We start from the raw sequence: 26281 nt of genomic DNA, 5'->3' as shown, positions 1-26281 counted from the left end.
GATGGACATCGGCTACCTGGCCGCCATCGCCGGCGGTCTACTCGCTCTGCTCAGTCCGTGCAGCGCCCTGCTGCTGCCGTCCTTCTTCGCCTACGCCTTCCGCGATCCGGCGCGCCTGCTGATGCGCACGGGCGTCTTCTACGCGGGCCTGTGCCTGACGCTGGTACCGCTGGGGGCGGGATCGGCGCTGGTGAGCAGCGTCTTCTACGGCCACAGGGAAACGCTGATCATTATCGCGGGATGGACCATCATCGCCCTGGGGGTGGCCCAACTGCTCGGCGTCGGCTTCACGTGGGGGCTTCCCACACGGCTGCAGGGCCGCTTCTCCGGCCGCAGGGGCGCCCTCCCGGTGTTCGGGCTCGGCGCGGTCTACGGTCTGGCGGGCTTCTGCTCCGGACCGATCCTGGGGGCGGTGCTGACCGTGGCCGCCACCGGCACGCCGGTGCGCGGAGCCCTCCTGCTCGCCTGCTACGCGCTGGGCATGGCGCTGCCGCTGTTCGTCCTGGCCCTGCTGTGGGACCGCTTCGACCTCGGACGCAGGACCTGGCTGCGCGGACGCGTCCTCACCATCGGCCGGCTGCGCCTGCACACCAACAGCACCGTCTCGGGGCTGCTGTTCATCGGCATCGGCGTGCTCTTCCTCGTCTACGACGGTACGGCGTCGATGACCGCGCTTCCCGGAATGGGGTGGCTGGAGGACGTCGCCTACCGCGTCCAGGAGCCGCTCTCCCAATTGGGGGTGCGCGCCGATCTGGTCTTCCTCGTGCTCCTTGCCCTGGTCCTGCTCGGCGTCGCGGGTCACCGCGCCCGGCGCTCCCGCTCCTCCCGCGGGCGGGACGCCATCGACGCATCGAAGGACGGGCATGGCTGACGCCCTCCGGCGGGCGCGGCCGCGCCTGGTCGTCGCCGCAGTGGCGGCCATCGTCCTCCTGGCCGCCTCCTGCGGCCGGCCGGAGATCAGGGAGCCGACCGACGCCGAACCCCGCAACGACCCGGCGGCCGCCCCGCCCGCCGTACCCGCTTCCTCGATCCCGCCCACCCTCGGCCCCCGGGCACTGTGGACGGCCCCGTTCTCCTCACTCCCCAAGGCGACGAACAGCGCATTCGTCGGCCCCGTCATCCCCGAGGAAGGCGGCGACCTGCTGTTCCTCGGAGTCGACGGCGAGGGTGTCACCCGCTGGTCCGCGCCCCGCAATCCCAGTTGCACGGCGTTCGCGGTGACGCGAGGGGAGGACGGGCGCGAGCTCGTGGTGCTGCTCGACAGCGATGCCGCCGCCGACCGCGGACTGGCGGCCACGCGCATCACCGCCGCCGCCTACGACCCCGTCGACGGCGCCAAGGTGTGGGGGCCGGTGGAGGTCCCCGGAACCATGGTCGGCCCCGGTCTGGTCTTCGCCGCCATCCCGCACACCGTCATGAGCGGCGAGAGCGGGCCCAAGGTCGCGCTGAGCGCCGCCACCGGTGAGGTCGTCGCCGATGAGAACGCCGGAGACGCCGTACTGCACGAGCACCATGGAACGCTGCTGGTGCGGCGCGAGGGGAAGCTGCGGGCCGTGGACACGGCCACGGACACGGAGCTGTGGAACAGCGACGCGTTGGCGGTGCCGGACGGTCCGGCATCCGGGTCGGCGGCACCGGTGGTCGGCTACGGGCCCCGGCCGGTCAGTGACTCCAGCGGCGTCATCGCCCTGGAATGGAGCACGGCCGGCGGGGACGAGAGCGTCTACACGATCAACGACCTGCGCACGGGAACGCGGTTGGCGGAGCTTCCGGGTGAACAGGAGCCCCGCATCGTGGGCGGCTCCGGCGGCGAGGCGTCCGTCAGCGCGGTGGCGGTCGGCGACGGGTCGGACGGCGGGCGGGGGAGCGTCATGGGGTTGACGACGCGGGAACCCCGGTTGCTGTGGAGCCGCCCGCAGGGTGACACCACCGCACGACCCGAACGCATCGTCGCCGGCGTGCTCTACGCCTCGGACGGCGAGACCGCCCACGCCCTCGACATGAGCACGGGAGAACCGGTGGGGGAGGGCCCGTGGCCGGCGCCGGTCGCGGCCACCGAGAGCGGACCCGCGCTCCTTCCGGTGGAGGGCGGGGAGGGTGAGGAGGTGTTCGCTGCCGTGCCGACCGAGGACTGAGCCGTACCGCGCAGGGTGGGCAATCTTCTATGCTGCTTAGAAATAGACGTGCGGAGCCGATGAGCGATGGATGAGGCGAGATCGGGGCTGGGCCCCTTGGAGACGACGGTGCTGGACGCTCTGTGGGCCTCCGGCACCCCGATGAGCGTGCGCGAGGTCATCCGGTCGCTGGGAGAGAGGAGGCCCGCCTACACGACGATCTCCACGGTGCTGGAGAACCTGCGCCGCAAAGGCTGGGTCGACCGTGAACAGATCGGCCGCCTGTGGTTCTACCGGCCGATCCGCGACCGCGCCTCCCATGCGGCCCAGCGCATGCACGGCGCCCTGACCGACAGCGGCAATCCGCACGCCACCCTGCTGCGGTTCGTCGACGACATGGCGCCCGAGGACGTCGACGTCCTGCGCGGCCTGCTCGCCGACGTCCCGAGGGACGGCGAGTCGTGACCCTGCTCGTCCTCGCCCTGAGCACGGCGGTCCTGCTCAGCGTCGGCGGGCCGGCGCTGCTGCGCGGCCTCGGCCGCGCGTGCCGCCCGAGCACGCGCAGCACGCTGGCGCTGTGGGTCCTGTCTCCCCTCATGTGGCTGCTCACCTGGGGCGCACTGGTTCTCATGCTGGTGGCGCAGGTGATGGGACCGGGGGTCAAAGGGGTCATCGCCGCCTGCCTCACCCTTATCCAGGCGCTGCACCGCAACGGCGCCGAAGCCGGGGTCTCCCTCGCTCTGGTCGCGAGCATGGTCGCCCTCGCCAGACTGCTGTGGGTCGCACTGCGCCAGAGCCGTGCGGCCATCCGCTGGCGTCGCGACCACCAACGCGACCTGGCCGCCTGCGCGACGAGCCGGGTCATCCACCGGCGGCGCGTCTGGCTCGTGGAAAGCGGGGAGCCCAGCGTCTACTGCGTTCCGGGCGGACGGTTCGGCATCGTCATCACCCGCGGCGCCGTCGACGCGCTCACCCCGCGCGAAATGCGCGCGGTCATGGCGCACGAGCACGCGCACCTGCGCGGACGCCATCACCTCCTGGTCGCCTGGGTGCGCCTGCTCGACGCCGCGTTCCCCCGCGTCCCCCTGTTGCGCGCGGCCGCGCAGGAGGTTCCGGTACTGGTGGAGTGGGCGGCCGACGACCGAGCGGCCCGCTTGGTCGGTGTCCCGCCGCTGGTGCACGCCTTGGGCGCCATGGCCACCTCACGTTCCGCGGACGGCGCCGCGGCGCTGGCGATCTCGGGCGCGTGCACGGTCCAGCGTGTCCGCCGCCTGCTGAACCCCTCCTCCGCCTGTGCGGGAGTGCGGAGTTTCCTGCTCATCGGCGCGGCGCTGGCCGCACTCGCCGCTCCACCGGCGCTGACGGTGGCCTCGACCGTGGTCAGCGTGGCGGCCTCGCACTGCGCGTGCACCGTATGAGCATGAGAGGACCGGGACGTGTCCGAGCGCCCGGTGTGGCCGAAGAAGGAGCCGAAGGTATGGACGCGAGCGACTGGGATCGCCGTTACCGATCCGCGGACCTGGTGTGGGGCGCGGCACCGAACCGCTTCGTGGCGGAGGAGACGGCCGGGCTGCCGGCCGGTCGGGCCTTGGACGTCGCCGCCGGTGAGGGGCGCAACGCCATATGGCTCGCCGAGCACGGATGGGACGTCACCGCCACCGAGTTCTCGACCGTGGCCATCGACCGGGGCAGGCGCATCGCCGCCGAACGCGGGACCGAACTCCACTGGGTGCACGCCGACGCCCGCGAGCACGTCCCCGATCCGAGCGGCTTCGACCTGGTGGTCCTGGCCTACCTGCACCTGCCCGCCGAGGAGTGGCGGGGCGTGCTCGGGCGGGCGGTGCGGGCGCTGGCGCCCGGAGGCCGGCTGGTGAGCATCGGCCACGACCGCGGCAACCTCGTCCACGGTGTGGGCGGACCGCAGGACGCCGATGTCCTGCACGACGCGGACGAGATCACCGCGGCCGTGGCCGCGGCGGCCGAGACCGCCGATATCCGGCTGTCGGTGCGGCGGGCGGGCACCGTGGAGCGCGCGGTGGAGGTCGAGGGCCGTGAACGGACGGCCGTCGACACCCTCGTCGTCGCCGACCGCGCCGGGGAGCCGGCATGACCGCCGGCGACCCGGGGCAGGACGGCGGGGGCCGTGGACATCGGGTGCCGCGCCCCGGGCGCGGCACCGCCATCGTGGCCGCGGCGCTGCTGCTGATCGCGGTCGCGGCCCTGGTGCGCGTCCAGACCGCGCCCGAGCCCGCCCCTGCGCCCCGCTCCGACGCCTCCACGACCCCGTCGCCGTCCTCCTCGCCGTCCCCACCGGTGGTGGCGGGACCGCGGCCGCCCGCCGTCGCCCCGGCGCTGATGCGCGGTTCGCGGGACGCGCCGGTGACCATGGTCGTCTTCGGCGACTACCGGTGCCCCTACTGCGCGGCCTTCGCCCGCGATCAGCAGCCGGAACTGGTGCGGGAATACGTCGAGACGGGGCGGCTCCGGCTGGCCTGGCGCGACTACCCCTACCGCGGCGAAGTCTCCGAGCAGGCGGCCGTCGCGGCACGGGCCGCCGCCCGCCAGGACGCGTTCTGGGAGTACGGCGACGCCCTGTACGCCGATCCCGATGCGTGGACGAGCGGAACGGGGGAGGAGTTCACCCGGATCGCCGCAGATCTCGGGCTCGACACCGACCGGTTCCGCGAAGACGTCGACGACCCGGAACTGCGCAGCGCGGTGGAGGACGACATGGACTTCGCTCTCGGGCTCGGTGTGCCGGGCACTCCGGCCTTCCTCATCAATGGCGAGGCGTTCTTCGGCGCCCAGCCGATCGAAGAGTTCGAGGAGCGGATCGAGGCGGCGGAAACCGGCTGATCCTCCCCGCTCGTCGCCCTGTGACCAAGGCGACGTTCTCGCTCCCGCCCCCGCGAGACCGGACGTGCTACGGTGGGTACCGGTTGCAGTTGTGGTTCCCATAGACCTTTGTGTGCGTCTGCCGGTTCTGAGCCTTCAGACGCACTTTTTGTTTCCGGTGTCCTCTTCCGGTCAGGTGATCATCTCGGTGACACGGAGTCCGCAGCGTGCGGGTCTCCGGTACGGCCCCGTGGGAGACCGACATGAGTACCGGCACCGTGAAGCGGTTCGACAGCACCAGGGGGTTCGGCGCCACCGCGCAGGATGACGGTGCCGACCTCTTCGCCCGCCATCCCGACACCGGGCCACGGGCCTTCCGTGAACCGGCCGAGGGCCGGGAGACGGGGTCCGACGGCCTGCAGAGCCCGCAGGGCGAGAGAGCCGCACTTGTCCGTCCCCGGTGACGCGGACCACGCCGCACGGCTCGGGCCCCCTCGGGCCCCGGCGACGGCGGGTTCCGAACCGCCGCCCGTCCGCGGCGGCGCACATCCACGGTTCGGCTTCTCGACCGCCGTCACCGGCAGGCGCCGAACGTTTCGAAGCCCACCGCACGGCCAACCCGTCCACGCTTCGTGTCCATTTTTCTTCGGTTCGTTCTTGTGGTTCTCTGCGCGGCACACCGCCGCCGGACCTCCTCGACACGTGCCGTCGCGAGGAAGGTTCCAGATGAATCGCACCCCCCGCTCCAACGAGCGCTTCTCCCGGCAGGGCCAAGGCCGCGGCGGCCGTCGTCCCCACGGCCAGACCCCGAACCGCCGCGGGTCGACCGCCGCCCCGCAGGGCGAGTTCGCGCTGCCGACCGGCACCACCCCCGCGCTCGCGCCGGCCGAGTCGTTCGCCGAGCTGGGCATGCCCGCTCCTCTGCTGTCCGCACTCAGCCGCAACGGCGTGACCGCCCCGTTCCCGATCCAGGCGGCCACGCTGCCGAACTCCCTGGCCGGCCGCGACGTCCTGGGCCGCGGCCGCACCGGCTCCGGCAAGACCCTCGCCTTCGGCCTGGCCCTGCTCACCCGCACCACTGGACGGCGCGCTGAGCCGCACCAGCCGCTGGCGCTGGTGCTCGTGCCCACTCGTGAGCTGGCCCAGCAGGTCACCGACGCCCTCGTCCCCTACGCCCAGGCGGTGCGCCTGCGACTGGCCACCGTGGTCGGCGGCATGTCCATCTCGCGGCAGGCCAACGCACTGCGCAACGGCGCCGAGGTGGTCGTGGCCACTCCCGGACGGCTCAAGGACCTGATCGCCCGCGGTGACTGCCGTCTCGACCGGGTTCGCACCACCGTGCTGGACGAGGCCGACCAGATGACCGACATGGGCTTCATGCCGCAGGTGACCGCCCTGCTCCAGCAGGTGCGGCCGGACGGCCAGCGGATGCTGTTCTCCGCCACCCTGGACCGCAACGTCGACAAGTTGGTGCGCCGGTTCCTGTCCGACCCGGTGGTCCACTCGGTCGACCCGTCGGCCGGGGCCGTGACGACGATGGAGCACCACGTGCTGCACGTCTCGGACGCGGACAAGCGCACCGCCGCCACGCACATCGCGGCCCGTGACGGCCGGGTGCTCATGTTCATGGACACCAAGCACGCCGTCGACAAGATGGCCCGGCATCTGCTGTCCAGCGGGGTACGAGCCTCCGCGCTGCACGGGGGCAAATCGCAACCGCAGCGCAACCGCACCCTGGAGCAGTTCAAGAACGGGCACGTCACCGTCCTGGTCGCCACCAACGTGGCCGCCCGAGGCATCCACGTCGACGGCCTGGACCTGGTCGTCAACATCGATCCGCCCAGCGACCACAAGGACTACCTGCACCGCGGCGGACGCACCGCCCGTGCGGGCGAGTCCGGCAGCGTCGTCACCCTCGTACTGCCGAACCAGCGGCGCGAGGTCGACCGCCTGATGGCCACCGCCGGCATCACGGCCCGAACCGTCCAGGTGCGGTCCGGCGACGCCGAACTCGTACGCATCACCGGCGCCCGGACGCCCTCAGGCGTACCGGTCACCATCACCGCGCCTGCTCCCGCGCATCCCCGGCGCAGCGACCCCTCGACCCGCGGCCGTCGCGGCCGCTCCGCTCAGCCGCGCCGCGGCTCCGCCGCGCGGGCCGCCCTCTCGGAGAGGCCGGACCCCCGCAGAAGGGCCGCGTAGCCGGGTCTGCCGAGTCGATGGACGCACGTCCGCGTGTTCCGAGCCAGTGGGCTGTAGACGAGATTTCCGAACGCGGGTGCGCCCGCGGAGTCCGAAGAACCGGACGCCTCATTCCTTCCGGGTGGTCCTGAAGCAACGGAGAATAAGTAGACCCGGACCGCGCAGCCGCGCGGTCCGCGCATCACCCGCCATCGCGTAGGAGACAGCCAGATGCCTGAAGGAACCGTGAAGTGGTTCGACCCGAGCAAGGGCGCCGGCTTCATCACCCCCGATGACGGGACGGTCGATGTCTTCGTCCACCACTCGGCGAGCGGGCCCGGCGTCACCGGCCCCCTCCAGAAGGGCCAGAGGGTGCTGTACAGCGTCGGCCGGGGCTCCAATGGGCCGCAGGCCGACGAGGTCCGCGCTCTGCGAGCGGACGCCGTGACCGCAGGAGCCGCGGGCCGAGGCGAGAAGTCCCGCCGCGCGGATCCGCCGGCCGCCCGCAGGGGCAGCGACTACGCCGTGTTGTCCCGCGAAGTGCGGCGCGCCGGGCTGCTGAACCGGCGGCCGACCTACTACGCGGTCAGGATCGGCGTGAACCTGCTCCTGCTGGCCGCCGGATGGGCCGCGTTCGCGCTGATCGGCCCGTCATGGTGGCAGATGCTGATCGCCGCGTTCCTCGCGGTGATGTTCACCCAGACCGCCTTCATCGGGCACGACGCCGGCCATCAGCAGATATCCGATTCCAAACGCGTCAACAACCTGGTCGGACGCCTGCACGGCAACCTGCTGGTCGGGCTCAGCTACGACTGGTGGATCTCCAAGCACAACCGGCACCACGCCCACCCCAACCAGGTCGACCGCGACCCCGATATCGGCGGCAACGCGATCGCCTTCACCGAAGACCAAGCCCGCGCCCGCAGCGGAATGGGCGTCCGGTTGGCCCGCCACCAGGCGTGGCTGTTCTTCCCCATGCTGCTCCTGGAAGGGTTCCACCTGCACGTCGCCGGCGTACGGGCCCTGTTCGGCCGCACCACCCCGCGCGCGACCAGGTTCGCCGATGCGGGTCTGCTGCTGGCCCACTTCGGCGGCTACCTCGCCGCCGTCTTCCTCGTGCTTCCCCCGCTGCAGGCCGTGTGCTTCATCGCCGTCCAGCAGGGCCTGTTCGGCCTGTACATGGGATGCTCCTTCGCGCCCAACCACAAGGGCATGCCGGTCTTCGCCAAGGACGACAAGGTCGACTACCTGCGCCGCCAGGTCCTGACCTCGCGCAACATCCGCGGCGGCCGCCTCACCGACCTGGCCCTGGGCGGGCTGAACTACCAGGTCGAGCACCACCTGTTCCCCTCCATGCCCCGCCCCAACCTGCGCCGGGTCCAAACGCTCGTGCGCGCCTTCTGCGCCCAGCACGGCATCGCCTACTGCGAGACCGGCCTGCTGACCTCCTACGCCCAGGTGCTGCGGCACCTCCACGCCGTCGGCGGGCCCCTGCGCCCCGAACTCGAATACTGACACCCCGCCCCGCGGACACGCCGCTGACGCCGCAGGGGTCGGCAAGAGGGAGCAGGGGAGGACCTCCCGGAGAAGGATGTGGTCGCGCGGCTCCCGATCACCGACCTGAGGGCGGCGGACCCATTCCCCACCCGGTGCCGTCGCGTGACGCCGGGTCGGGCGTGTTCAGTGCCCGCTGTCCGGTGGCGTGTCGCTTGCGGTCCCTGGCGGTCCGCCGGGTGCGGGCGTCGGCGGGCCCGGTGGTGTCGGCGCCTCGTCCAGGATCGCCAGGGACGGCTCCTCGGTGATCTGGTGCAGGCTCAGGCGTTCGACGTCGGCGATGTGGCTCACCATGGCCTCGTAGGCGGCCCGGCCGTCGCCCCTTTCGATGGCGGTGAGGATGCGGCGATGCCCTTCGAAGGAGCGCCGCGGCCCGTTGGGAGCGCGCAAGGAGCGCTCCCTGCTCTCGCGCAGCAGTTCATGGATCCCCTCGACCATCTTGACGATGAGGGGGTTCTGCGTGGCCTGGGCGATCGCGAGGTGGAAGGTGCTGTCCTCGTCGACGAAGGATTCTCCGGTGCTGACCTTGGATTCCTGCCGAGCGATGGATTGCCGCAGGTAGTCGAAGTCCATTCCGTGCGCGTGTTCGGCGGCTTCGCGGGCGACCTGGGGTTCGATGAGGCGGCGCAGGCCGAGCTGGTCCCCGAGTGTTCCCGGCACCATCCGGAACGCCTCGACCAGGGCCGTCACGCCCGTGCCGACCGCGTCGCGGCGGACGAACGTGCCGTCACCGACGCGGCTCTCGATCAGTCCGGCGCTGTTCAGCGCTGAAAGAGCCTGCCGCAGGGTCGCGCGGCTCACCCCGAACCGCTCGGCCATCTCGCGCTCGGGCGGGAGGCGGCTGCCTGGACGGATGACCCCGTTCGCCAGTTGGTCGCGCAGTTGGCGAACGACCTCTTCATGGGCCCGTGCGCGGGGAATCCGGCGGATTCCCAGCTCGGGGGTTCGGTCTGACCGGTCGGGCACGTTCCCAGTGTACGTGCCCCCTGTATCGCGGTCCCTGTCGGCGGTCCGGTTGGGCAGAAACCGTTGACGGATCTATTGACGTGACCTTGGCCACTTGTTAAATACAGTATACCGGACAGACCGGTATAGAGGTCAGACCAATAGGGGATCGTGTATGGAACACACGACTCGTCCAGTCGCGCTGGCTCGGCGCGGCATGGTCGCATCGCCGCACTACCTGGCATCACTCTCCGGACTACGCACACTCCAACAAGGCGGAACGGCCGTCGACGCGGCGATCGCCGTGAACGCCACCCTCGGTGTCGTCTACCCCCACATGACCGGTCCCGGCGGGGACGCGTTCTGGCTGATCCACGACGCCGCCACAGGCCAGGTCCACGCCTTGAACGGGAGCGGGTGTTCGGGGGAGCGCGTGACACGGGAGGCCTTCCACGGCCACGCCGCCATCCCGGCCCGCGGCCCGCTGGCCGCGGTCACCGTCCCCGGCGCGGTCGACAGCTGGTGCGCCGCACACCGGCGATTCGGCGGGCTGCCGCTGTCGGAGATCCTGGAGCCCGCCATCGGCTATGCCCGCGACGGCTTCGCGGTGTGCGCGAGCCACGCCGCCTGCGTCCATGAAATCGCCGAAACGCTCAGCGAGCACCCGCACACCCGCGACACGCACCTGCCGCTGGGACGACCTCCTCTCATGGGCGAGGTCATCGCGCTGCCCAGGCTGGCCGACACCCTGGAGACGGTGGCGGAGAAGGGGCGCGCCGGATTCTACGAAGGACCGGTGGCCGCGGAGATCGTCGCATCACTGCAGCGCGCCGGCGGGCTGCTCACCACATCGGACTTCGCGGCGCACCACGCCACCTGGGAGGCCCCCGTATCCACGACCTACCGCGGATTCGAGTGCTATCAGCACCCGCCGAACTCCCAGGGGTTCGCCCACCTGATGATCCTGAACATCATCGAGGCGTTCGACGTGGGGGCGATGCGCGACGGCAGCGCGGAATACCTGCACATGGTGGTGGAAGCGACCAAGCTGGCCTTCGCCGACCGCGACCGCTACCTCACCGACCCGAACTTCGCCGACATCCCGCTCGACCACCTGCTGTCCAAGGACTACGCCGCCGAACTGCGGACCCGCATCGATATGCGGGCCGCCCGGAGCACACCGGCGGCCCGGCCCGCCGGCAGCGACACCACGTGCAGCGTCGTGGTGGACGGCCAAGGCAACGCCGTCTCCGTGATTCAGAGCCTCTACCACGAGTTCGGCTCCGGCTTCGTGGCCGGCGACACCGGCGTCCTGCTGCAGAACCGCGGTTCGTTCTTCTCCCTCGACCCCGACCACCCCAACCGGCTGGAACCGGGCAAGCGGACGTTCCACACCCTCATGCCCGGCATGCTGCTGCGCGAAGGGCGCCCCCATCTGGTCTACGGCACCATGGGCGGCGAGGGCCAACCGCAGACCTCCACCGCCCTGGTCAACCGGGTGGTCGACTTCGGCTATGACGTGCAGACCGCCATTGACGCCCCTCGCTGGCTGCACGGCCGCAGGTGGGGCGATGCCCGCCAGGACCTGCGCGTGGAGGGCCGGTTCCCGGCCGGGGTCCGGGACGGGCTGCGGGCGCTCGGCCATCCGCTCCGCGCCGTCCGCGACTACGACGACACCATGGGCCACGCCCAGGCGATCCAGGTCACCGACGAACTGCTGATGGGCGGAGCAGACCCGCGTGGCGAAGGGCTGGCACTGGGATGGTGAGACGCCTCGTGCCGAATCCCGGCGGAAGGTGCGCGACATGACTCTCGACCTGTGGTCGTGGCTGCTGGCGCTGTCGCCCCTGGCGCTGCTACTGGTCCTGATGATCGTCCGGAACTGGGGCGCCGCCGAAGCCGGTGCGCTGTCATGGCTGGCCACGGCCTCCATAGCGGCCCTCGCCTTCGGCATGTCCCTGCGCGACATCGGCATGCAGAGCGTCAAGGGAGCCATGGACGCGCTGACCATCGTCTACATCATCTGGCCCGCCATCCTCATCTACGAGATCACCCGCGAAGCGGACGCCTTCCGGCCGCTCCAGCGCGGCATCACCCGGCTCCTGCCCCATCCGCTCCTCCAGGTGATGGCGTTCGGCTGGGTGTTCGCGTCCTTCCTCCAGGGGATCACCGGGTTCGGAGTGCCGATCGCCGTCTGCGCTCCGCTGCTGGTGAGCATCGGAGTGCGTCCCGTCCACGCGGTGTTCATCGCGCTGATCGGGCACGCCTGGAACAACACCTTCGGCACCCTCGCGGCGGCATGGGTGGGGCTGAAGCAGGTCACCGACCTGTCCCCCGGGGAGGAGGCCTTGACCGCCCTGCAGGCATCGGTTCTGCTCTGGATCGTCAACATCGCGGCCGGTCTGGTCATCTGCTGGATGTACGGGCGCGCTCGGGGCGTATCGGAAGGGCTGACGGCGGTCGCCCTCATCTCGCTGGCCCACGGCGGTCTCGGCCTGGTCCTGTCCCAGTGGGACGACACGCTGAACGGCTTCCTCGCGGCTCTGGCCGGGTTCGTCCTCATCTTCGGCCTGGGGCGGCTGCCGATGTACCGCCGGAGTTCGGCCGTGCGCGCGAGCCCGATGTTCGCCGGTTCCGCACCGTCCTCCGGCAGAGCCGGCGGCACCGGTAGCGGCGAGGACGCGGCGACGGGGACCCCGTCGTCCGGTGGCCGGCGGGCCGCCCCGGCCACCGGCGTCGGCCTCACCGGCGGGAGGGAGGCCGAGGCCTCGACCACCGCCAGGGAGATGCCGTTGGGAACCGCCTTCCTCCCCTACACCGCGTTGCTCGGCATCACGCTGGTCATCCTGCTCATTCCACCGATCGAGAGGACATTGGGCGGCATATCGGTGGGACTCGGCTTCCCGCCGTTCACCACCGGCCTGGGATACGCCACTCCGGCCGAGACCTCGGAGATGGCGGTCTTCACCCATGCCGGCACCTTCCTGCTGGCGGCGGCCGTCGTCACCTATCTCTGCTACGCGAGGATGCGCTATCTGGCGAAGGGCGCCTGGAAACGGGCACTGGCCCGTACGGCGGACAAGGCCATCGGCGCCACCATCGCCGTGCTCGCCCTGGTGTCGATGGCGGCGGTCATGCAGGGGTCCGGACAGGCCAGCACCCTCGCCCAAGGCGTGGCCGACTGGACGGGAGGGGTCTACATCCTCCTCGCACCCTTCATCGGGCTGTTCGGCACCTTCATCACCGGATCGAACCTCTCGGGAAACCTGCTTTTCGGTCCGTTGCAGCAGACCACGGCGACGGCGGCCGGGCTGAGCGGCCCGGCCGTGCTCAGCGGCCAGACGGCCGGGGGCGCTCTCGGCGCGATCATCTCACCGAGCAAGGTCCTGCTCGGCACCACGACCGCGGGAGTGAGCGGGCGCGAAGGCGAGGTGCTGCGCATGGCGCTTCCCGTGACACTGCTGCTCACCGCGGTCATCGGCGCGGTCGTCTTCTTTTTCGCGTGAGTACCCCCGGCTGCCTTGGAGGCCACCGTGAACCCCACCAACCGAATCCAGGCCGTGGCCACGCTGGTGACCGTCGCCGCACTGCCGTTCCTCTACATCGGCGGACGCACCGACACGGCCGCCCTCACCGCGATCGGAATGGCCGTCTTCGCCCTCGGCATGCTCGTCTGCCCCGTTCTCCAGCACCCGCCGCGCATCCTGCGGCGCCGCCCGCACCGCACAGCCGCGGCGCCGTCGCAGCACCCCGCCCGCAACCGATAAGCCGACAGCGCCGATCCCGGCGATGAAGCGGTGAACGGACCGGCCTCGGTTCCACCGGAGCCGGCCCGTTCATCCGGAGAGACCGCCCGGTTCTGCCGGTTGGCGGTGTCAGCGGCCTTTCCACATCGGGCGCCGCTTCTCGGCGAACGCGCTGGCGCCCTCCCGCGCGTCGTCGGATGCGAAGACGGGGTCGATGACCTCCTTCTGCCGGTCCCAGCCCTCGGCCCGGGTCCAGTCCGCGCCGGAGCGGACGATCCGCTTGGTGGCGGCGACCGCGAGAGGGCCGTTCTCCGCGATTTTCGCGGCCAGCTCCAGGGCCGCCGCGAGCGCTTCCCCCTCCGGCGCCAGGCGGTTGACGAGGCCCACCTCGGCGGCGCGGTCGGCGGTGATCGGCTCCCCGGTGATCAGCATCTCCATCGCGATCGCCTGGGGAATGCGCCGAGGAAGCAGCAGGGCTCCGCCGGCAGCGGCCACAAGGGACCGGCGCACCTCGGGAACCCCGAACTTCGCGGTCTTTGCGGCGACCACGAGGTCGCAGGCCAGGAGCAGTTCGAAGCCGCCGGCGAGGGCCCAGCCCTCGACCGCTCCGATCAGCGGCTTCGCCGGCGGAGTGACCGTGATCCCCGCCAGACCCCGGCCGGGGATGTCCGGGCTCTCACCGCGGAGAAAGGCCTTGAGGTCCATGCCGGCCGAGAACGTCCCGCCCGCACCGGTGAGCACCCCGACTCTCAGGTCCTCCGAGGCGTCCAACTCGTCCACCGCGTCGGCGACCGCGCGGGCCGCCGTCGCGTTCAGGGCGTTCTTCGCTTCGGGCCGGTTGATCGTGATCACCTGGACGCCGTCGCGGCGCTCCACGAGCACGTCGTCGGTGGCGTTGCGCTCTTTCGCGTCGTGCATGGTCTCCGCCTCGTGATTCTTGTCGCGTGGAAGAACTGATTTACTGAATCTGATGTTAGTATCAGTTCAGGGTGCGTCGGTACCCTTGGCGCCCTCCGGCCCGGTCCGCGTGCGAGCAGAAAGACGCAGGGCACCTCAGTCGGCGACCGAGTACACCGCGGGAGGAAGACGAGATGGACGGATGCTGTGGACCGCGGCGGGTCGAGGTGCTGTCCTCGGGGGGTGACGCCTCGAAGACATCGCCGAACGAGCCGACCGGCGGGACGGACGCGATCGGGACCGAGGGGATGGTCCGGCTTCCCTGCGGGACCTTCCGGATGGGCGACGGTACGGGCAGGGGCTTCACCGCTGACGGCGAGGGACCGGTACGTGAGGTCACCCTCGACGCCTTCCTGATTGACGCGACCGTTGTCACCAACGCCGCGTTCGCGGCATTCGTCGACGCCACCGGCCATGTCACCGAGGCGGAGCGGTTCGGTTGGTCGTTCGTCTTCGCTGCGTTCGTCACCGGCGAGGCCGCCCGTCACGTGATGGCGGGATCCGTGCCCGGAGCGCCGTGGTGGCGGGGTGTCCGGGGCGCCACGTGGACGGCGCCCACCGGCCCCGGGTCATCGGTCGAGGGAATCGAGGACCACCCCGTCGTGCACGTCTCGTGGAACGACGCCCTGTCCTACGCCCGGTGGGCGGGCAAGAGGCTGCCCACCGAGGCCGAGTGGGAGCACGCCGCCCGCGGCGGACTGGACCAGGCGATCTTTCCGTGGGGCGACGAACTCGAACCGGGCGGTGAACACCGCTGCAACATCTGGCAGGGCGACTTCCCCACGCGGAACCTGGGAACCGACGGCTATGTGGGGACGGCCCCGGCCGACGCCTTCGCGCCCAACGGCCACGGCCTGTACAACACCGCGGGCAACGTGTGGGAGTGGTGCGCGGATTGGTGGAGTCCGGATCGGCACATCGAGGAGCGCGCCGAGACCCGGGTGAACCCGAGCGGGCCGCCCACCGGTGCGGCACGGGTGGTCCGGGGAGGCTCCTACCTGTGCCACCGGTCCTACTGCACCCGCTACCGGGTCGCGGCGCGGACATCGAATACCGCGGACAGCACGACCGGGCACATGGGTTTCCGCTGCGCCGCGGACATCCCCGCCCGGCACGGCTGATCCGCTGCCGCAGGAGTGCCGGGCGCAGCCGCGGAATCGACGTCGCCCCCTGCCGCACCGGCGTTCGCAGCGCGACCGCCGCGCACGAACACACCCGAATCACCGAGTCTCGTCGCCCGACACACCGAGCGAAGGAAGCAGCATGGGCCGCAAGATCCTTTTCATCACCACGGACCAGCAACGGTACGACGCGTACGGATGCAACGGCGGACGGGTCGCCCGTACGCCCGTCGCCGACGGGCTCGCCGAGGAGGGAGTCCGGTTCGAACGGGCGTACTGCCAGAACGTCGTCTGCAGCCCGGCGCGGTCGAGCATGTTGACCGGGCAGTACCCCAGCACACACGGTGTCATCGCCAACGGGGTGCCCCTGCCGCCCGACGCCCCCAGTGTCGCGGAGGTCCTGCGCGACGCCGGATACCGGACCGCCCTGATCGGGAAGGTCCACTTCGAGCCCATCGCGGACCCCACCGGCCACTGGGAGCAGAACAGGCTCGCCCTCACCGGTGAGCACGGTCCCTACCGGGGTTTCGACCACGTCGAGTTCGCCGGGCACGGTCCCCTGGGCGCCTCGCATTACGCGAACTGGCTGCGCGAGAACCACCCGGACGAGGCCGAGGGGTTCCTGCGGATCTTCTCGGCCGCCCCCGGCGGTGACACCGGTGCGCCGGGGGCGATGGACAACCCGGTGGCACGCGGGCACTACCACACCGACTGGGTCGCCGACCGGGTCATCGAGTGGCTCGACAGCCTCGACGGGGACGAGGACTGGTTCTGCTGGATGAGTTTCCCCGACCCGCACCACCCGTGGGACCCGCCGGTCTCCGAGCGCCATCGGGTGGACTGGCGCGAACTGGACCTGCCCGATGGGCATCCCGGCTCGGACGAGCGCATTCGGGAGATCCTCGCCCAGCGCCCCGCCCACTGGCTCGCGTGGTACGACGGATCGGTGCCCAACATCGACGGCGCACCGGCCGACTTCGTCCCCGCTGAGCTGACGCACGACCAGATCCGCGAGATCAACGCCCTGGTGCACATCAAGAACGAACTGCTCGACGAAGCGTTCGGCCGCGTCCTGGCCAAGGTCGAAGAGCGCGGATGGGGCGATGACACCGACGTCGTCCTGACGACCGACCACGGTGAGTTCCAGGGCGACCTCGGCCTTCTCTTCAAGGGCCCCTACCATGTCGACGCACTGATGCGCCTGCCGATGGTGTGGCGCCCGGCCCGATCGGCCGAGACGGCCCCGGCGGTCGTCCCGGAGCCGGTCGGCCAGATCGATCTCGCTCCGACGTTCTGCAGGATCGCGGATGTGCCGGTGCCGGACTGGATGCAGGGGGAGCCGCTGCCCTGCGCACCCGGCTCGGGGCGCGAGCGGGCGATCATCGAGTGGGACAGCCAACTCGACACCGGCTACCGGCTCCGCACCATCGTTCGCGACGGCTGGATCTGCACCGTGTACGAACCGACCGACCGGGAGTACGGCATGCCCAAGGCCGAGCGCTACGCCAGCTTCGGGCTCGAACCGCCTGCCACGGAAATCGTCTACGACGGAACCGAGGGCGAGCTCTACCACCTGGCGGAGGACCCGCATCAGTGGGTGAACCGGTGGGACGACCCGGCCGTCGCCAGTGTGCGGGAGAAGCTCGTCAAGGACCTCTACGACCACCTTCCGCCGGCCCGCGAGCCCCGGCTCAGGCCGGCGGCCATGGGCTGAGACGCTCCCACTCAGCCGTTGGCCGCCGACAGCATGGGGACCGCGGACAGCAGGCGGCGCGTGTACTCGTGCGTGGCGCCTTCGGCGGTCAGGTCCTCGGCGGGGCACTCTTCGACGACCTGCCCCCGGCGCATCACCAGCACCCGGCTGCAGACCACCCGGATCACGCTGATGTCGTGGCTGATGAGGAGGTAGGTGAGGCCGGTGTCGCGTTTGAGCTCCAGCAGCAGTTCGAGGATCTGCGCCTGAACCGAGACGTCCAACGCGGACACGGACTCGTCCAGCACGATCACTTCGGGGGAGACCGCGAGCGCTCGTGCGATGGACGCCCGCTGGCGCTGCCCCCCGGACAGGCCGCCCGCCCGGCGGCGGGCGGCCGTCGCGGAGAGGCCGACCCGGTCAAGGATCTCCCCCGCACGCCGACGCGCCACCGGCGCCGCCACGCCATGCCACAGCCGCAGGGGCTCGGCGACGATCTCCTCGATGGTCATGGACGGGTTCAACGAGGTGTAGGGGTCTTGGAACACCATCTGGACACTCCGCCACACGGTCCGGTCGAATCGGCGCCCGGCATGGATCTCCCGGCCCTTCACCCGGACCCGTCCGGAATCCGGCTTCGTCAGGCCGCAGATCACGCCGGCCAGCGTCGACTTGCCCGAGCCGGATTCCCCCACGATGCCCAGCGACTCGCCGGCGACCACCTGGAAGGACACGTCGTCGACGGCGACGGTGGGCTCCCCGCGGCGGGGCCAACTCCCCGTCGGGAACGCCTTGCGGACCGACTCCACCTCGACGAGTGGTTCAGACATCTCTGCCTCCTGCCATCACGACTCGATCACCGGCGCGGACGCAGCGCACGCCGCGGCCCGGCCGTACCTCTTCAAGCGGCGGGTGCGCCGACACGCAGGCGTCGACCCGCAGCCCGCACCGGGGGGCGAACCGGCAGCCGGCCGGCATGTCGCCGGGGGCGGGCACCCCGCCCGGCAGTGAGCGGAGTTCCCCCAGTCGCAGGGCGACTTCGGGGATGCACCGCATCAGGCCGTCGACATACGGGTGGAGCGGCCGGTCCAGAACGGTCCTGGCGTCCCCGGACTCCACGATCTCCCCGGCGTACATCACGAGCAGGCGGTCGCACCGCTCGCTGACCACGGCCAGGTCGTGCGAGATGAGGAGGACCGCCAGCCCCAGTTCGGCGCGCAGCCGGTCGATCAGGTCCATCACGCCCTGCTGGACCGTGACGTCCAGGGCCGTGGTGGGCTCGTCGGCGATGAGGACCTTGGGGTTGGTGGCGATGGCGATCGCGATCATGACGCGCTGGCGCATGCCGCCGGAGAACTCGAAGGGGTACTGGCGCATCCGCTCCTCGGCGCGGGGAATCTCGACCCGCTCCAGGACGGCCAGCGCCTCCTTCCCGGCCTCGCGCTTCGGGATCTTCGGCCGGTTGAGTCTGACCGCCTCCATGACCTGGTCGCCGATCCGGACCGAAGGGTTGAGGCTGGTCATCGGGTTCTGGAAGACCATCGCGAGGTCGCTGCGGGAGCGGCGGGGCACCCCCTCGCCTTCGGCGAGCCCGCCCGCGAGTTCGATCTCCCCGCTGAGGCGCCGGACCCCCCTGGGCAGGAGCCCGGCGACGGCGGAACCGGTGAGGGTCTTGCCCGAACCGGACTCGCCCACGAGCCCGAGCATCTCGCCGGGGCGGACCTCGAACGACACGTTCGACACCAGGGGGAGAGGGGCGCGGTCGCGGGAGGTCCCCAGGGTCAGCCCGCTCACTCGGACGGCGGCCTCACGGTGTCCCGTCTCACTCATATTCGGACTCCTTTGTCGCGGCGTCGCCGAGGAGGTTCAGGCTCAGGATCAGCGCGGTCAGCACGGCGGCGGGGATGAGGACCACCCGGGGCTCGCTTGAGAGCATCGCCGCCGCGCCGGTCAGGAGCGTGCCGAGGCTGGCGTCGGGGGGACGCACCCCGATCCCCAGGAAGCTGATCCCCGCCTCGATCACGAGGGAGAGGCCGAGCAGGTAGCTCACCTGGACCATCGCCTGGGCCCGGACGCCGGGCAGCAGATAGCGCCAGACGATGCGCAGGTGGGAGCAGCCGGACATGCGTCCGGCGACCATGAACGGCTGGTGCGCCAATCCGACCGTCTCGGCCCGCACGATCCGGTGGACCCGGGGGGCGAGGATGACGCCCAGGGTCACCATTTGGCCCTGGATCCCGGTCTGCAGCGCGGTCTGCACCATGAGCAGCAGGATCAGGGCGGGGACGGTCAGGAACATGTCGGCGACGCGTCCGGTGACGGCGTCGACCCAGCCCCGGAAGTAGCCCGCGACCAGTCCCAGGGGGACGCCGATGGCCGCGGCGACCGCCACCGCGGTGAACGCCGCGAGCATCGACGTCCGCGTCCCCCAGAGCAGGCGGCTGAGGAGGTCGCGTCCCAGCTGGTCGGTTCCGAGCCGGTTCTCGGCCGAAGGGGGAACCAGCGCGCGGCCGATGTCCTGAGCGTTGGGGTCGGCCAGTGGCAGGGAGGGGACCAGCACGGACGTCACCGCGCAGATCCCCACGAACCCCAGAGCGAGCAGGCCGCCCAGGCCCGGTGAGAACGAGCGGCGGAGCCGCCGCACCTTCTCGGCCGCTTGTGTACGGGGGGTGTCGTTCATCGTGGTATCACTCATGCTTTCGCCCTCGCCGCCGGGTCGAGCCAGAGGACGACCAGGTCGGCCACGAGGTTCGCCGCCATCACCACGGCCGCGAACAGCGCGACGAGCCCCTGGACGACCGGGAAGTCCTGGCCGCGGACGGACTCCAGTGTCAGCGTGCCGATTCCGGGGATCGCGAAGACCGCCTCCACCAGCAGGGCGCCGGTGATCAGGACCCCGATCTCAAGGCCGATCACCGTGACCAGCGGCCCCGAAGCGTTCCGGCTCACGTGTCCGAAGAAGACGCTCCGCTCGGACGCGCCCTTCATCCGCGCGGTCCGGACGTAGTCGGCCCGGTACTCCCTGACCAGCGAGGCGCGGAAGGTCCGCATCTGCTGGCACATCAGCGAGATCCCCAGAGCGATCGCCGGGAGCACCAGGTAGGACAGCATCGGCCCGACCCCGACCTCCGCCGGCGTGCGGTAGCCGCCGGCCGGGAACCACGGGAGCCAGATCGCGAAGGCCAGGACCAGTAGCAGGCCCACGAGGAAGTTCGGCACCGCGATCCCCAGGAGGGAGAGGCCGCGGAGGCCGCGGTCCACGAGGCCGTCGGGACGCATCCCCACGGCGGTGCCCATCGCGACCGCTGACACCGTGGCCAGGAGCAGCGCCAGGAGGGAGAGCAGCAGCGTCGGAGGCATGTGCTGGGCCAGGAGGGCGGTGACCGCCCCCTTGTGGTGCAGCGACTCCCCGAGGTTCCCTTGCAGCACGTTGCCCAGCCAGGCGAGGTACTGCAGGACGATCGGCCGGTCGAGGCCGAGCCGCTGCCGGACCTCCTCCACCTGTTCGGGCGTGGCGCCCTCTCCGGCGACCACCGACGCAGGGTCCCCGATCGCGAAGAGCATCACGTACGTGCCGAACGTGACGGCGAGCAGGATCGGGATCGCCGAGAGGGCGCGGAGCCCGATCTTTCTCAGAATCAAGGGACCCATTGGTGCGCCTTTCCGGTCAGTCGCTCACGCCGCGGAAGGAGGGGAAGGAGGGAGCCCACGGGGCCTCCCAGCCCTCCACCCCGGGTGCGATGACGTAGCTGCTCTCGGGGGTCAGGACCGGGACGACGAGCATCGATTCGGCGTACATCCCCGAGATCTCCCGGTAGATCCGCGAGCGCTCCTCCTGGTCGGTCTCCAGAAGCGCCTCCTTCGCCAGCTCCTCGACCTCGGGATCCTCCAGGCCACCGGGGTTGTAGAGGCCGCCGACGAGTCCGTAGCGCTGCAGGGTGACCGACGGGTCGAAGGCGTTGCCCGTCGCGCCGAAGGCCATCGCCACGTTCTTCTCCGCGGTGAAGCGGCTGACGACCTGGGGAGGCGCGACCGGCGACACCGCCGCGTCGAGTCCGATCTCGGTGAGCTGGGCCTGGACGATGGTGGCGAGCTGCTCGAACACCTGGTTCCCCGCCACGGTCACGATCTCGACCTCGGCGCCCTGGGCTCCGGCCTCCTTGACGAGCTTCTTCGCCTTCTCCAGGTCGAAGGGGAACCGCTCCAGGCCGAGGTCGGGGTCGTAGGCGTTGGTGCCCGCGCCGAAGAACTGCCCCGTCGGCTCACACTCGCCTTCGAGCAGGCTGTCGCAGACGGCCTGCTGGTCGAGGGCGAGGCTCACTGCCTCGCGGACGCGGACGTCGTCGAAGGGCTCCATCTCGGTGTTGAAGGAGAACGTGTAGTTCTCGGCCCCGAGGCTGCGCTCGATCTCGTAGCCGGAGTCCTCGGCGGTCTGGACCATCTGCTGCGGCAGGAGTGCGATGTCGAGGTCGCCCGAGCGGATCGCGTTCAGCTTGGCGTCGTCGGCCAGGTAGTGGATTTCGAGGGTTTCCGCCGCGGCGGCGCCCTCGTCCCGGTAGCCGTCGTTCGCCTTGTAGACGACCCGGTTCGGCTGGACGGTGTCGAGGGTGAAGGAGCCGATGCCGGCCGACTGCTCCGTCAGGTCCGTGCCGGTCTCGATGGCCTCGTCCGAGATCATCATGCCGGCGGGGCCGGCCAGGATCCGGGGGAGCGCGCCCACGCCCTGCTCGCTGCGGAAGCGGACCCGGTGGGTGTCGGTCGCCTCGACGGTGACGCCGGTGAAGTCGACGGCGTTGGTGCTGCCCTCCAGTTCCTGGGAGCGATCTATGTTGGCGATCACGGTCTCGGAGGTGAAGGGCGTCCCGTCGGGGAAGGACAGCCCGTCCCGCAGGGTCATGTCCAGGTACGGGCCGTCGCCGTCCTCGCCGGACTCCCATTCGGTGGCCAGCAGCGGCTCGACGCTCTCGTCCGGGGAGAGCAGGGTCAGCGTGTCGTACAGCGGGGTGAGGTAGGGGGACATCTGGGCGACCGGCAGCAGGTCCGGGTCCAGGGTGCTGTGCGCGAGTACCGCCCCGAACTTCAGTAAGCCGTCGCCGGTCCTGACATCGGAGGAGCCTCCTCCGCAGGCGGCCGTCAGTCCGAGAGTCAGTGCGGCAGTGGCCGCACCAATCTTCTTCATACGGAAAACCCCCGGTCTCGTCCTTGCGTGGGGATGATGTGGCAGAGGCCACATAAGAAACTGAAGCTGATGTTAGTCTCAGTTTTACTGTGAAGGCAAGAGTGGAAATGTGACCATCGGCCACGGCCGCTCTTTTCGTCACAGCGAGGTGATCTGCGGGAACAGTGCACCGCAGAGGATGCCGCGCTGGGCACCCACCCGGGTACGGGCCAGGCGCCCGAAAACGGCCCCGAGCCGCTCACATCGGGACGGGGAACCCCCCGGCGTGCCGGACCAGGGCGGGGAGCGGCCGCCCCAGCACGCCCTCCAGCCATCCGCCGGCGTCGAGCAGCTCCGGCAGGCTGAGCCCCGTCCCGACGCCGCTGCGGTCGAGCGCGTACACCAGATCCTCGGTGGCCACGTTGCCGGTGGCCCCGGGCGCGAAGGGACAGCCCCCGATCCCGCCGAGGCTGCTGTCCAGGATGGCGACTCCGGCCTCGACCGCGGCCAGGGCGTTCGCCGTCCCGGTGCTCCTGGTGTTGTGGAAGTGGGCGCGCGGCACCACCCCCTCCGGCAGCAACGGGGAGACCGCTGCGAACCGGGCGCGCACGTCGGCGGGGACCGCGACGCCGATGGTGTCGGCCAGGGACAGAGTCTCCGGTGGGGAGGCCAGGACCGCCTCGGCGATCTCGGCCACCCGTTCCACGGGGACCTCGCCCTCGAAGGGGCAGCCGAAGGCCACCGCCAGGGTCGCACTCGCGCGCACTCCCGCCGCGCGGGCCCCGGCGGCCGCCTCGTGCCAGATCCCGATACCGTCGGCGACGTCCACCCCCTGGTTGCGCAGGCTGAACGCGTCGGTGCAATGGACGACGACGTTGACCTCGCCGATCCCCGCGTCGACCGCCCTTCGCAGTCCTCTCATGTTGAGGACGAGGGCGCTGTAGGACACCCCGTCGTCGCGGGGCAGACCCGCGGCGACGGCCTCGGCGTCGGCCATGGCCGGGACCTTCCCCGGATGCACGAAACCGGTGACCTCGACGTTGCGGGCGCCGCAGCGCACGGCGCGCGCGATCAACTCCAGCTTCTGCCCGGTGGTGAAGTCGACGGCCTCGTTCTGCAGTCCGTCCCTCGGCGCGACCTCGACGATCGTCACGGGACCGGTGGTACTGGCCACGGTGCTTCCTCGTTCCTGCTGATCCGTCGGGGAAGGACTACTTCGGAGGCAGGCGCACGCCGGCGTCCACGCGCACGACCTCGCCGTTGACGTAGTCGTTGGTCAGCAGCTCCAGTGCCATGGAGGCGAACTCGTCCGGCAGCCCGAGACGGCGCGGGAACACCACGTCCTTGGCGAGGTTCGCCTTGAACTCCTCGGCCTCGGGGCCGCTGCCGTAGATGGGGGTCTCGATGAGGCCGGGAGCGATGGTGTTGACCCGGACGCCGACGACCGCGAGGTCGCGGGCCAGCGGCAGGGTCACGCCGACGATCCCGCCCTTGGAGGCGCTGTAGGCGACCTGGCCGACCTGGCCCTCGAAGGCGGCGACCGACGTGGTGTTGAGGATCGCGCCGCGGGAGCCGTTCGCGTCGGGCTCGTTCGTGGACATGGCGGTGGCGGCCAGGCGCACCACGTTGAACGAGCCGATCAGGTTGACCTCCACGACCTTGCGGAACGCGTCGAGGTCGTGCGCGGACTCGTAAGCGCCGTCGCGGCCGATCGTGCGCGACAGGCTCGGGATGCCCGCACAGTTGACGACCGCGCGCAGCGGAGCAGCGGCGGTCGACGCCTCGACCGCCTCGATCACCGCGGCGGGGTCGGCGACGTCGGCCTTGACGAACCGGCCGCCCAGTTCCCCGGCGACGCGCTTGCCGCCCTCCTCGTTCAGGTCGACGACCGTCACCGAGACGCCGCGTCCGGCCAGCGCCCCGGCGGTGGCCTCGCCCAGACCGGAACCGCCTCCGGTCACGATGGCGCTACTGCCCTGAAGTTCCATGTCCCTGGTTCCCGCTCTTTCTCTCTGAAGGTGCTCTGCTGTCGCTAGGCGCCGGACACGGCTGCGCGGTGCCCGAGCCGAAGGAGGTGATGCCCTCGCGGGCGGCGTCGGTGGCGATGACCCGGACCTGGTTCTCGGTCTCGGCGCGCAGCGCTGCGGCGAGGCTGTTCTCCCAGGACCGGTTGAGCATCCGCTTGGTCCCGGCCAGCGCGGGGGAGGAGAAGCCCGCCAGCGTGCGGGCCAGCTCCTCGACCCGGGTGTCCAGCCGCTGGGAGTCCACCAGTTCGGTGAGCATGCCCATCGCCATGGCATCGGCGGCCTCCACGGTCGAACCGAGAAGGCACAGATGTCGGGCGCGGCGTTCCCCCACCAGCCTCGGCAGCAGCCAGCTCGCCCCGCTGTCCAGGGACAGACCCCGGTGGATGAACAGTTGGGCGAAGCGCGCCCGCGCGCCGGCGATCACGAAATCGCAAGCCAGGGCGAGGTTGGCGCCGGACCCGGCGGCCACGCCGTCGACCTTGGCGATCGTGGGGATCGCCAGCTCCCGCATGGCCAGGACGCAGCGGTTGGACACGTCGATTCGGCTCGGCAGCGACTCGAGATCGTCCAGTAGCCCACCGACGTCGGAGCCGCCGCAGAACGCGCCGCCCGCCCCGGTCACGACCAGGACGCGGTCGCGGCCGCCCGGTTCGATCTCGCTGAGGATCTCGTCGAGTCGGGACCACATCGCGTCGGTCATCGCGTTGCGCTTGGCGGGGCGGTCGAGGGTGATCTCGACGATCCCGTTCCGCCGCGCCACGTCGACGGTCACCGGGAACCCTCCCCGTAGGCGGCCTCAAGGCCGCGCCCGATGATCTCGCGCATGATCTCGTTGGTGCCGCCGAAGATGGTCTGGATGCGCGCGTCGAGGTAGGCGCGGGCGATGGGGAACTCCCGGATGAACCCGTAGCCGCCGTGCAGTTGCAGCCCTTCGTTGACGGCCTGCTGCTGCAGTTCGGTGGTGTACAGCTTTGCTTTCGCGGCGTCTTCGGAAGTCAGCTCTCCGCGTCCGTGCGCCTCGATGAGCCGGTCCACGAACACCTGGCCGATCTCGATCCGCGTGGCCAGGTCGGCGAGCGTGAAGCGGGTGTTCTGCATGTCCAGCACCCGCCGGCCGAACGCGGTCCGCTGCGCGCAATAGCGGACCGTCCAGGTCAGGGCGGCGCGTGCCGCCGAGATCGCCGACACGGTCAGCCCCAGGCGCTCCTGGGCGAGGTTGCGCATGAGGATGTGGAATCCCCGCCCCTCCTCGCCGATCAGGTTGGCGGCCGGAACCCGTACCTCGTCGAAGAACAGTTCGGCGGTGTCCTGGCTGTGCAGGCCGATCTTGTCGAGGTGGCGCCCCCGGCCGAAGCCGGGGGTGCCGTCCTCGACCGCGATCAGGCTGATGCCCCGGTGGCGTTCGCCGGGGCCGGTGCGCACCGCTACCACGTATAGATCGGCGTTGAGGCCGTTGGTGACGAAGGTCTTGGCGCCGTTGACCACGTAGGCGTCGCCCTCCCGGCGTGCCGTGGTGCGCAGGGCCGCCAGGTCGGATCCGGTCTCGGGCTCGGTCATGGCGATCGCGCCCATGATGTCGCCGCTCACCACACCGGGCAGCCAGCGGCGGCGCTGCTCCTCGGTGGTGAAGTCCAACAGGTAGGGCAGGACGACGTCGTTGTGCAGCGTGATGCACATGCCGGAGCCGATGACGCCGGCGCGCTGCAGCTCCTCGCCGATGATGGCGTTGAAGCGGAAGTCGTCCTGGCCCAGCCCGCCGTACTCCTCGGGGACGGCCGTCGCCAGGTAGCCCGCCTCGCCGGCGGCCTTGAACATGGTGTGGTCGACGCGTCCCTGTCGCTCCCACTCGTCGTGGTGGGGGAGGATCTCGGCTTCGACGAACGCCCGGAAGCCGGCCCGGAAGTCGTCGTGCACCTCGGTGAACAGGGTTCTCTTCATTGGGTCTTCTCT

25 protein-coding genes are annotated in these 26281 nt (G+C 70.9%); 14 read left to right on the top strand and 11 right to left on the bottom strand.

What is annotated here, in order from left to right:
• Position 1: 1 nt before the first annotated feature.
• The 9 genes from HDA32_RS14810 (at position 2) to HDA32_RS14765 (ending at position 8645) form a co-directional block, all read left to right on the top strand.
• Positions 2–871 (top strand): cytochrome c biogenesis CcdA family protein, encoded by an 870-nt coding sequence (locus HDA32_RS14810; RefSeq protein ID WP_179643747.1) that lies wholly within the window; start codon positions 2–4, stop codon positions 869–871.
• Positions 864–2135 carry a PQQ-binding-like beta-propeller repeat protein gene (locus tag HDA32_RS14805; RefSeq protein ID WP_179643746.1) on the top strand — a complete coding sequence of 424 codons (1272 nt, stop codon included), beginning with the start codon at positions 864–866 and terminating at the stop codon, positions 2133–2135. Before HDA32_RS14810 ends, HDA32_RS14805 begins: the two co-directional genes overlap by 8 nt.
• Positions 2136–2201: 66 nt before the next feature.
• Entirely contained in the window at positions 2202–2579 is a 378-nt protein-coding gene (locus tag HDA32_RS14800; RefSeq protein ID WP_179643745.1) for a BlaI/MecI/CopY family transcriptional regulator, read from the top strand.
• Entirely contained in the window at positions 2576–3532 is a 957-nt protein-coding gene (locus HDA32_RS14795; RefSeq protein WP_179643744.1) for a M56 family metallopeptidase, read from the top strand. The genes HDA32_RS14800 and HDA32_RS14795 overlap by 4 nt, the downstream gene beginning before the upstream one ends.
• A gap of 59 nt (positions 3533–3591) precedes the next feature.
• Positions 3592–4224, top strand: coding sequence for a class I SAM-dependent methyltransferase (locus HDA32_RS14790; RefSeq protein ID WP_179643743.1), 633 nt, complete (start codon positions 3592–3594; stop codon positions 4222–4224).
• Positions 4221–4970, top strand: coding sequence for a DsbA family protein (locus HDA32_RS14785; protein ID WP_179643742.1), 750 nt, complete (start codon positions 4221–4223; stop codon positions 4968–4970). The genes HDA32_RS14790 and HDA32_RS14785 overlap by 4 nt, the downstream gene beginning before the upstream one ends.
• A 242-nt stretch (positions 4971–5212) precedes the next feature.
• Entirely contained in the window at positions 5213–5413 is a 201-nt protein-coding gene (locus HDA32_RS14780) for a cold-shock protein (protein WP_179643741.1), read from the top strand.
• 262 nt (positions 5414–5675) lie between these two features.
• The gene (locus tag HDA32_RS14775; RefSeq protein ID WP_179643740.1) at positions 5676–7151 is read left to right on the top strand and encodes a DEAD/DEAH box helicase; all 1476 of its coding nucleotides are present in this window, start codon (positions 5676–5678) and stop codon (positions 7149–7151) included.
• Positions 7152–7361: 210 nt separating this feature from the next.
• Positions 7362–8645, top strand: coding sequence for a fatty acid desaturase (locus tag HDA32_RS14765; RefSeq protein ID WP_312863194.1), 1284 nt, complete (start codon positions 7362–7364; stop codon positions 8643–8645).
• 165 nt (positions 8646–8810) lie between these two features.
• On the opposite strand, the gene HDA32_RS14760 is transcribed toward HDA32_RS14765, so the two are convergent.
• A complete protein-coding gene (locus HDA32_RS14760; RefSeq protein WP_179643739.1) occupies positions 8811–9650 on the bottom strand; it encodes a FadR/GntR family transcriptional regulator in 840 nt (279 codons plus the stop codon).
• A 154-nt stretch (positions 9651–9804) separates the two neighbouring features.
• On the opposite strand from HDA32_RS14760, the gene ggt reads away from it, so the two are divergent.
• From ggt to HDA32_RS14745, 3 genes are read left to right on the top strand one after another with little or no spacing between them, the layout of a single operon-like run.
• Positions 9805–11397: a gamma-glutamyltransferase gene (ggt, locus tag HDA32_RS14755; protein ID WP_179643738.1), complete on the top strand. Its 1593-nt coding sequence runs from the start codon at positions 9805–9807 to the stop codon at positions 11395–11397.
• A 37-nt stretch (positions 11398–11434) separates the two neighbouring features.
• Positions 11435–13135, top strand: coding sequence for an L-lactate permease (locus HDA32_RS14750; protein ID WP_179643737.1), 1701 nt, complete (start codon positions 11435–11437; stop codon positions 13133–13135).
• 27 nt (positions 13136–13162) lie between these two features.
• Positions 13163–13396 (top strand): hypothetical protein, encoded by a 234-nt coding sequence (locus tag HDA32_RS14745; protein ID WP_179643736.1) that lies wholly within the window; start codon positions 13163–13165, stop codon positions 13394–13396.
• 108 nt (positions 13397–13504) lie between these two features.
• Here HDA32_RS14745 and HDA32_RS14740 read toward each other — a convergent pair whose 3' ends face one another.
• Positions 13505–14293, bottom strand: coding sequence for a crotonase/enoyl-CoA hydratase family protein (locus HDA32_RS14740; protein WP_179643735.1), 789 nt, complete (start codon positions 14291–14293; stop codon positions 13505–13507).
• 173 nt (positions 14294–14466) lie between these two features.
• On the opposite strand from HDA32_RS14740, the gene HDA32_RS14735 reads away from it, so the two are divergent.
• Positions 14467–15453, top strand: coding sequence for a formylglycine-generating enzyme family protein (locus HDA32_RS14735; protein WP_179643734.1), 987 nt, complete (start codon positions 14467–14469; stop codon positions 15451–15453).
• Positions 15454–15595: 142 nt separating this feature from the next.
• Entirely contained in the window at positions 15596–17167 is a 1572-nt protein-coding gene (locus tag HDA32_RS14730) for a sulfatase family protein (protein ID WP_179643733.1), read from the top strand.
• Between the two features lie 11 nt (positions 17168–17178).
• Here HDA32_RS14730 and HDA32_RS14725 read toward each other — a convergent pair whose 3' ends face one another.
• The 9 genes from HDA32_RS14725 to HDA32_RS14685 form a co-directional block, all read right to left on the bottom strand.
• On the bottom strand, positions 17179–17976 hold the full coding sequence (locus HDA32_RS14725; RefSeq protein WP_179643732.1) for an ABC transporter ATP-binding protein: 798 nt from the start codon (positions 17974–17976) through the stop codon (positions 17179–17181).
• Positions 17969–18976 carry an ABC transporter ATP-binding protein gene (locus HDA32_RS14720; protein WP_179643731.1) on the bottom strand — a complete coding sequence of 336 codons (1008 nt, stop codon included), beginning with the start codon at positions 18974–18976 and terminating at the stop codon, positions 17969–17971. The genes HDA32_RS14725 and HDA32_RS14720 overlap by 8 nt, the downstream gene beginning before the upstream one ends.
• On the bottom strand, positions 18969–19841 hold the full coding sequence (locus HDA32_RS14715) for an ABC transporter permease (RefSeq protein WP_179643730.1): 873 nt from the start codon (positions 19839–19841) through the stop codon (positions 18969–18971). Before HDA32_RS14715 ends, HDA32_RS14720 begins: the two co-directional genes overlap by 8 nt.
• Entirely contained in the window at positions 19838–20797 is a 960-nt protein-coding gene (locus HDA32_RS14710) for an ABC transporter permease (protein WP_179643729.1), read from the bottom strand. The genes HDA32_RS14715 and HDA32_RS14710 overlap by 4 nt, the downstream gene beginning before the upstream one ends.
• Before the next feature lie 16 nt (positions 20798–20813).
• Positions 20814–22325, bottom strand: a complete 1512-nt coding sequence (locus tag HDA32_RS14705; protein WP_179643728.1) for an ABC transporter substrate-binding protein — start codon at positions 22323–22325, stop codon at positions 20814–20816.
• A 238-nt stretch (positions 22326–22563) separates the two neighbouring features.
• A complete protein-coding gene (locus HDA32_RS14700) occupies positions 22564–23478 on the bottom strand; it encodes a hydroxymethylglutaryl-CoA lyase (RefSeq protein ID WP_179643727.1) in 915 nt (304 codons plus the stop codon).
• Between the two features lie 37 nt (positions 23479–23515).
• Entirely contained in the window at positions 23516–24292 is a 777-nt protein-coding gene (locus HDA32_RS14695; protein ID WP_179643726.1) for an SDR family NAD(P)-dependent oxidoreductase, read from the bottom strand.
• On the bottom strand, positions 24273–25103 hold the full coding sequence (locus tag HDA32_RS14690; RefSeq protein WP_179643725.1) for an enoyl-CoA hydratase/isomerase family protein: 831 nt from the start codon (positions 25101–25103) through the stop codon (positions 24273–24275). Before HDA32_RS14690 ends, HDA32_RS14695 begins: the two co-directional genes overlap by 20 nt.
• On the bottom strand, positions 25100–26269 hold the full coding sequence (locus HDA32_RS14685; RefSeq protein ID WP_179643724.1) for an acyl-CoA dehydrogenase family protein: 1170 nt from the start codon (positions 26267–26269) through the stop codon (positions 25100–25102). The genes HDA32_RS14690 and HDA32_RS14685 overlap by 4 nt, the downstream gene beginning before the upstream one ends.
• Between the last annotated feature and the right edge of the window lie 12 nt (positions 26270–26281).

Source organism: Spinactinospora alkalitolerans (assembly GCF_013408795.1).
In the GTDB taxonomy this organism is placed as follows: domain Bacteria; phylum Actinomycetota; class Actinomycetes; order Streptosporangiales; family Streptosporangiaceae; genus Spinactinospora; species Spinactinospora alkalitolerans.
This window is presented reverse-complemented; position numbering and strand designations above follow the sequence as displayed.

Excerpts from the sequence above, each read along its gene's own strand:
- HDA32_RS14810 (WP_179643747.1), top strand. The coding sequence starts at position 2 with ATGGACATCGGCTACCTGGCCGCCATCGCCGGCGGTCTACTCGCTCTG.
- HDA32_RS14805 (WP_179643746.1), top strand. The coding sequence starts at position 864 with ATGGCTGACGCCCTCCGGCGGGCGCGGCCGCGCCTGGTCGTCGCCGCA.
- HDA32_RS14800 (WP_179643745.1), top strand. The coding sequence starts at position 2,202 with ATGGATGAGGCGAGATCGGGGCTGGGCCCCTTGGAGACGACGGTGCTG.
- HDA32_RS14790 (WP_179643743.1), top strand. The coding sequence starts at position 3,592 with ATGGACGCGAGCGACTGGGATCGCCGTTACCGATCCGCGGACCTGGTG.
- HDA32_RS14785 (WP_179643742.1), top strand. The coding sequence starts at position 4,221 with ATGACCGCCGGCGACCCGGGGCAGGACGGCGGGGGCCGTGGACATCGG.
- HDA32_RS14780 (WP_179643741.1), top strand. The coding sequence starts at position 5,213 with ATGAGTACCGGCACCGTGAAGCGGTTCGACAGCACCAGGGGGTTCGGC.
- HDA32_RS14775 (WP_179643740.1), top strand. The coding sequence starts at position 5,676 with ATGAATCGCACCCCCCGCTCCAACGAGCGCTTCTCCCGGCAGGGCCAA.
- HDA32_RS14765 (WP_312863194.1), top strand. The coding sequence starts at position 7,362 with ATGCCTGAAGGAACCGTGAAGTGGTTCGACCCGAGCAAGGGCGCCGGC.
- ggt (WP_179643738.1), top strand. The coding sequence starts at position 9,805 with ATGGAACACACGACTCGTCCAGTCGCGCTGGCTCGGCGCGGCATGGTC.
- HDA32_RS14750 (WP_179643737.1), top strand. The coding sequence starts at position 11,435 with ATGACTCTCGACCTGTGGTCGTGGCTGCTGGCGCTGTCGCCCCTGGCG.
- HDA32_RS14740 (WP_179643735.1), bottom strand. The coding sequence starts at position 14,293 with ATGCACGACGCGAAAGAGCGCAACGCCACCGACGACGTGCTCGTGGAG.
- HDA32_RS14735 (WP_179643734.1), top strand. The coding sequence starts at position 14,467 with ATGGACGGATGCTGTGGACCGCGGCGGGTCGAGGTGCTGTCCTCGGGG.
- HDA32_RS14730 (WP_179643733.1), top strand. The coding sequence starts at position 15,596 with ATGGGCCGCAAGATCCTTTTCATCACCACGGACCAGCAACGGTACGAC.
- HDA32_RS14725 (WP_179643732.1), bottom strand. The coding sequence starts at position 17,976 with ATGTCTGAACCACTCGTCGAGGTGGAGTCGGTCCGCAAGGCGTTCCCG.
- HDA32_RS14720 (WP_179643731.1), bottom strand. The coding sequence starts at position 18,976 with ATGAGTGAGACGGGACACCGTGAGGCCGCCGTCCGAGTGAGCGGGCTG.
- HDA32_RS14715 (WP_179643730.1), bottom strand. The coding sequence starts at position 19,841 with ATGAGTGATACCACGATGAACGACACCCCCCGTACACAAGCGGCCGAG.
- HDA32_RS14710 (WP_179643729.1), bottom strand. The coding sequence starts at position 20,797 with ATGGGTCCCTTGATTCTGAGAAAGATCGGGCTCCGCGCCCTCTCGGCG.
- HDA32_RS14705 (WP_179643728.1), bottom strand. The coding sequence starts at position 22,325 with ATGAAGAAGATTGGTGCGGCCACTGCCGCACTGACTCTCGGACTGACG.
- HDA32_RS14695 (WP_179643726.1), bottom strand. The coding sequence starts at position 24,292 with ATGGAACTTCAGGGCAGTAGCGCCATCGTGACCGGAGGCGGTTCCGGT.
- HDA32_RS14685 (WP_179643724.1), bottom strand. The coding sequence starts at position 26,269 with ATGAAGAGAACCCTGTTCACCGAGGTGCACGACGACTTCCGGGCCGGC.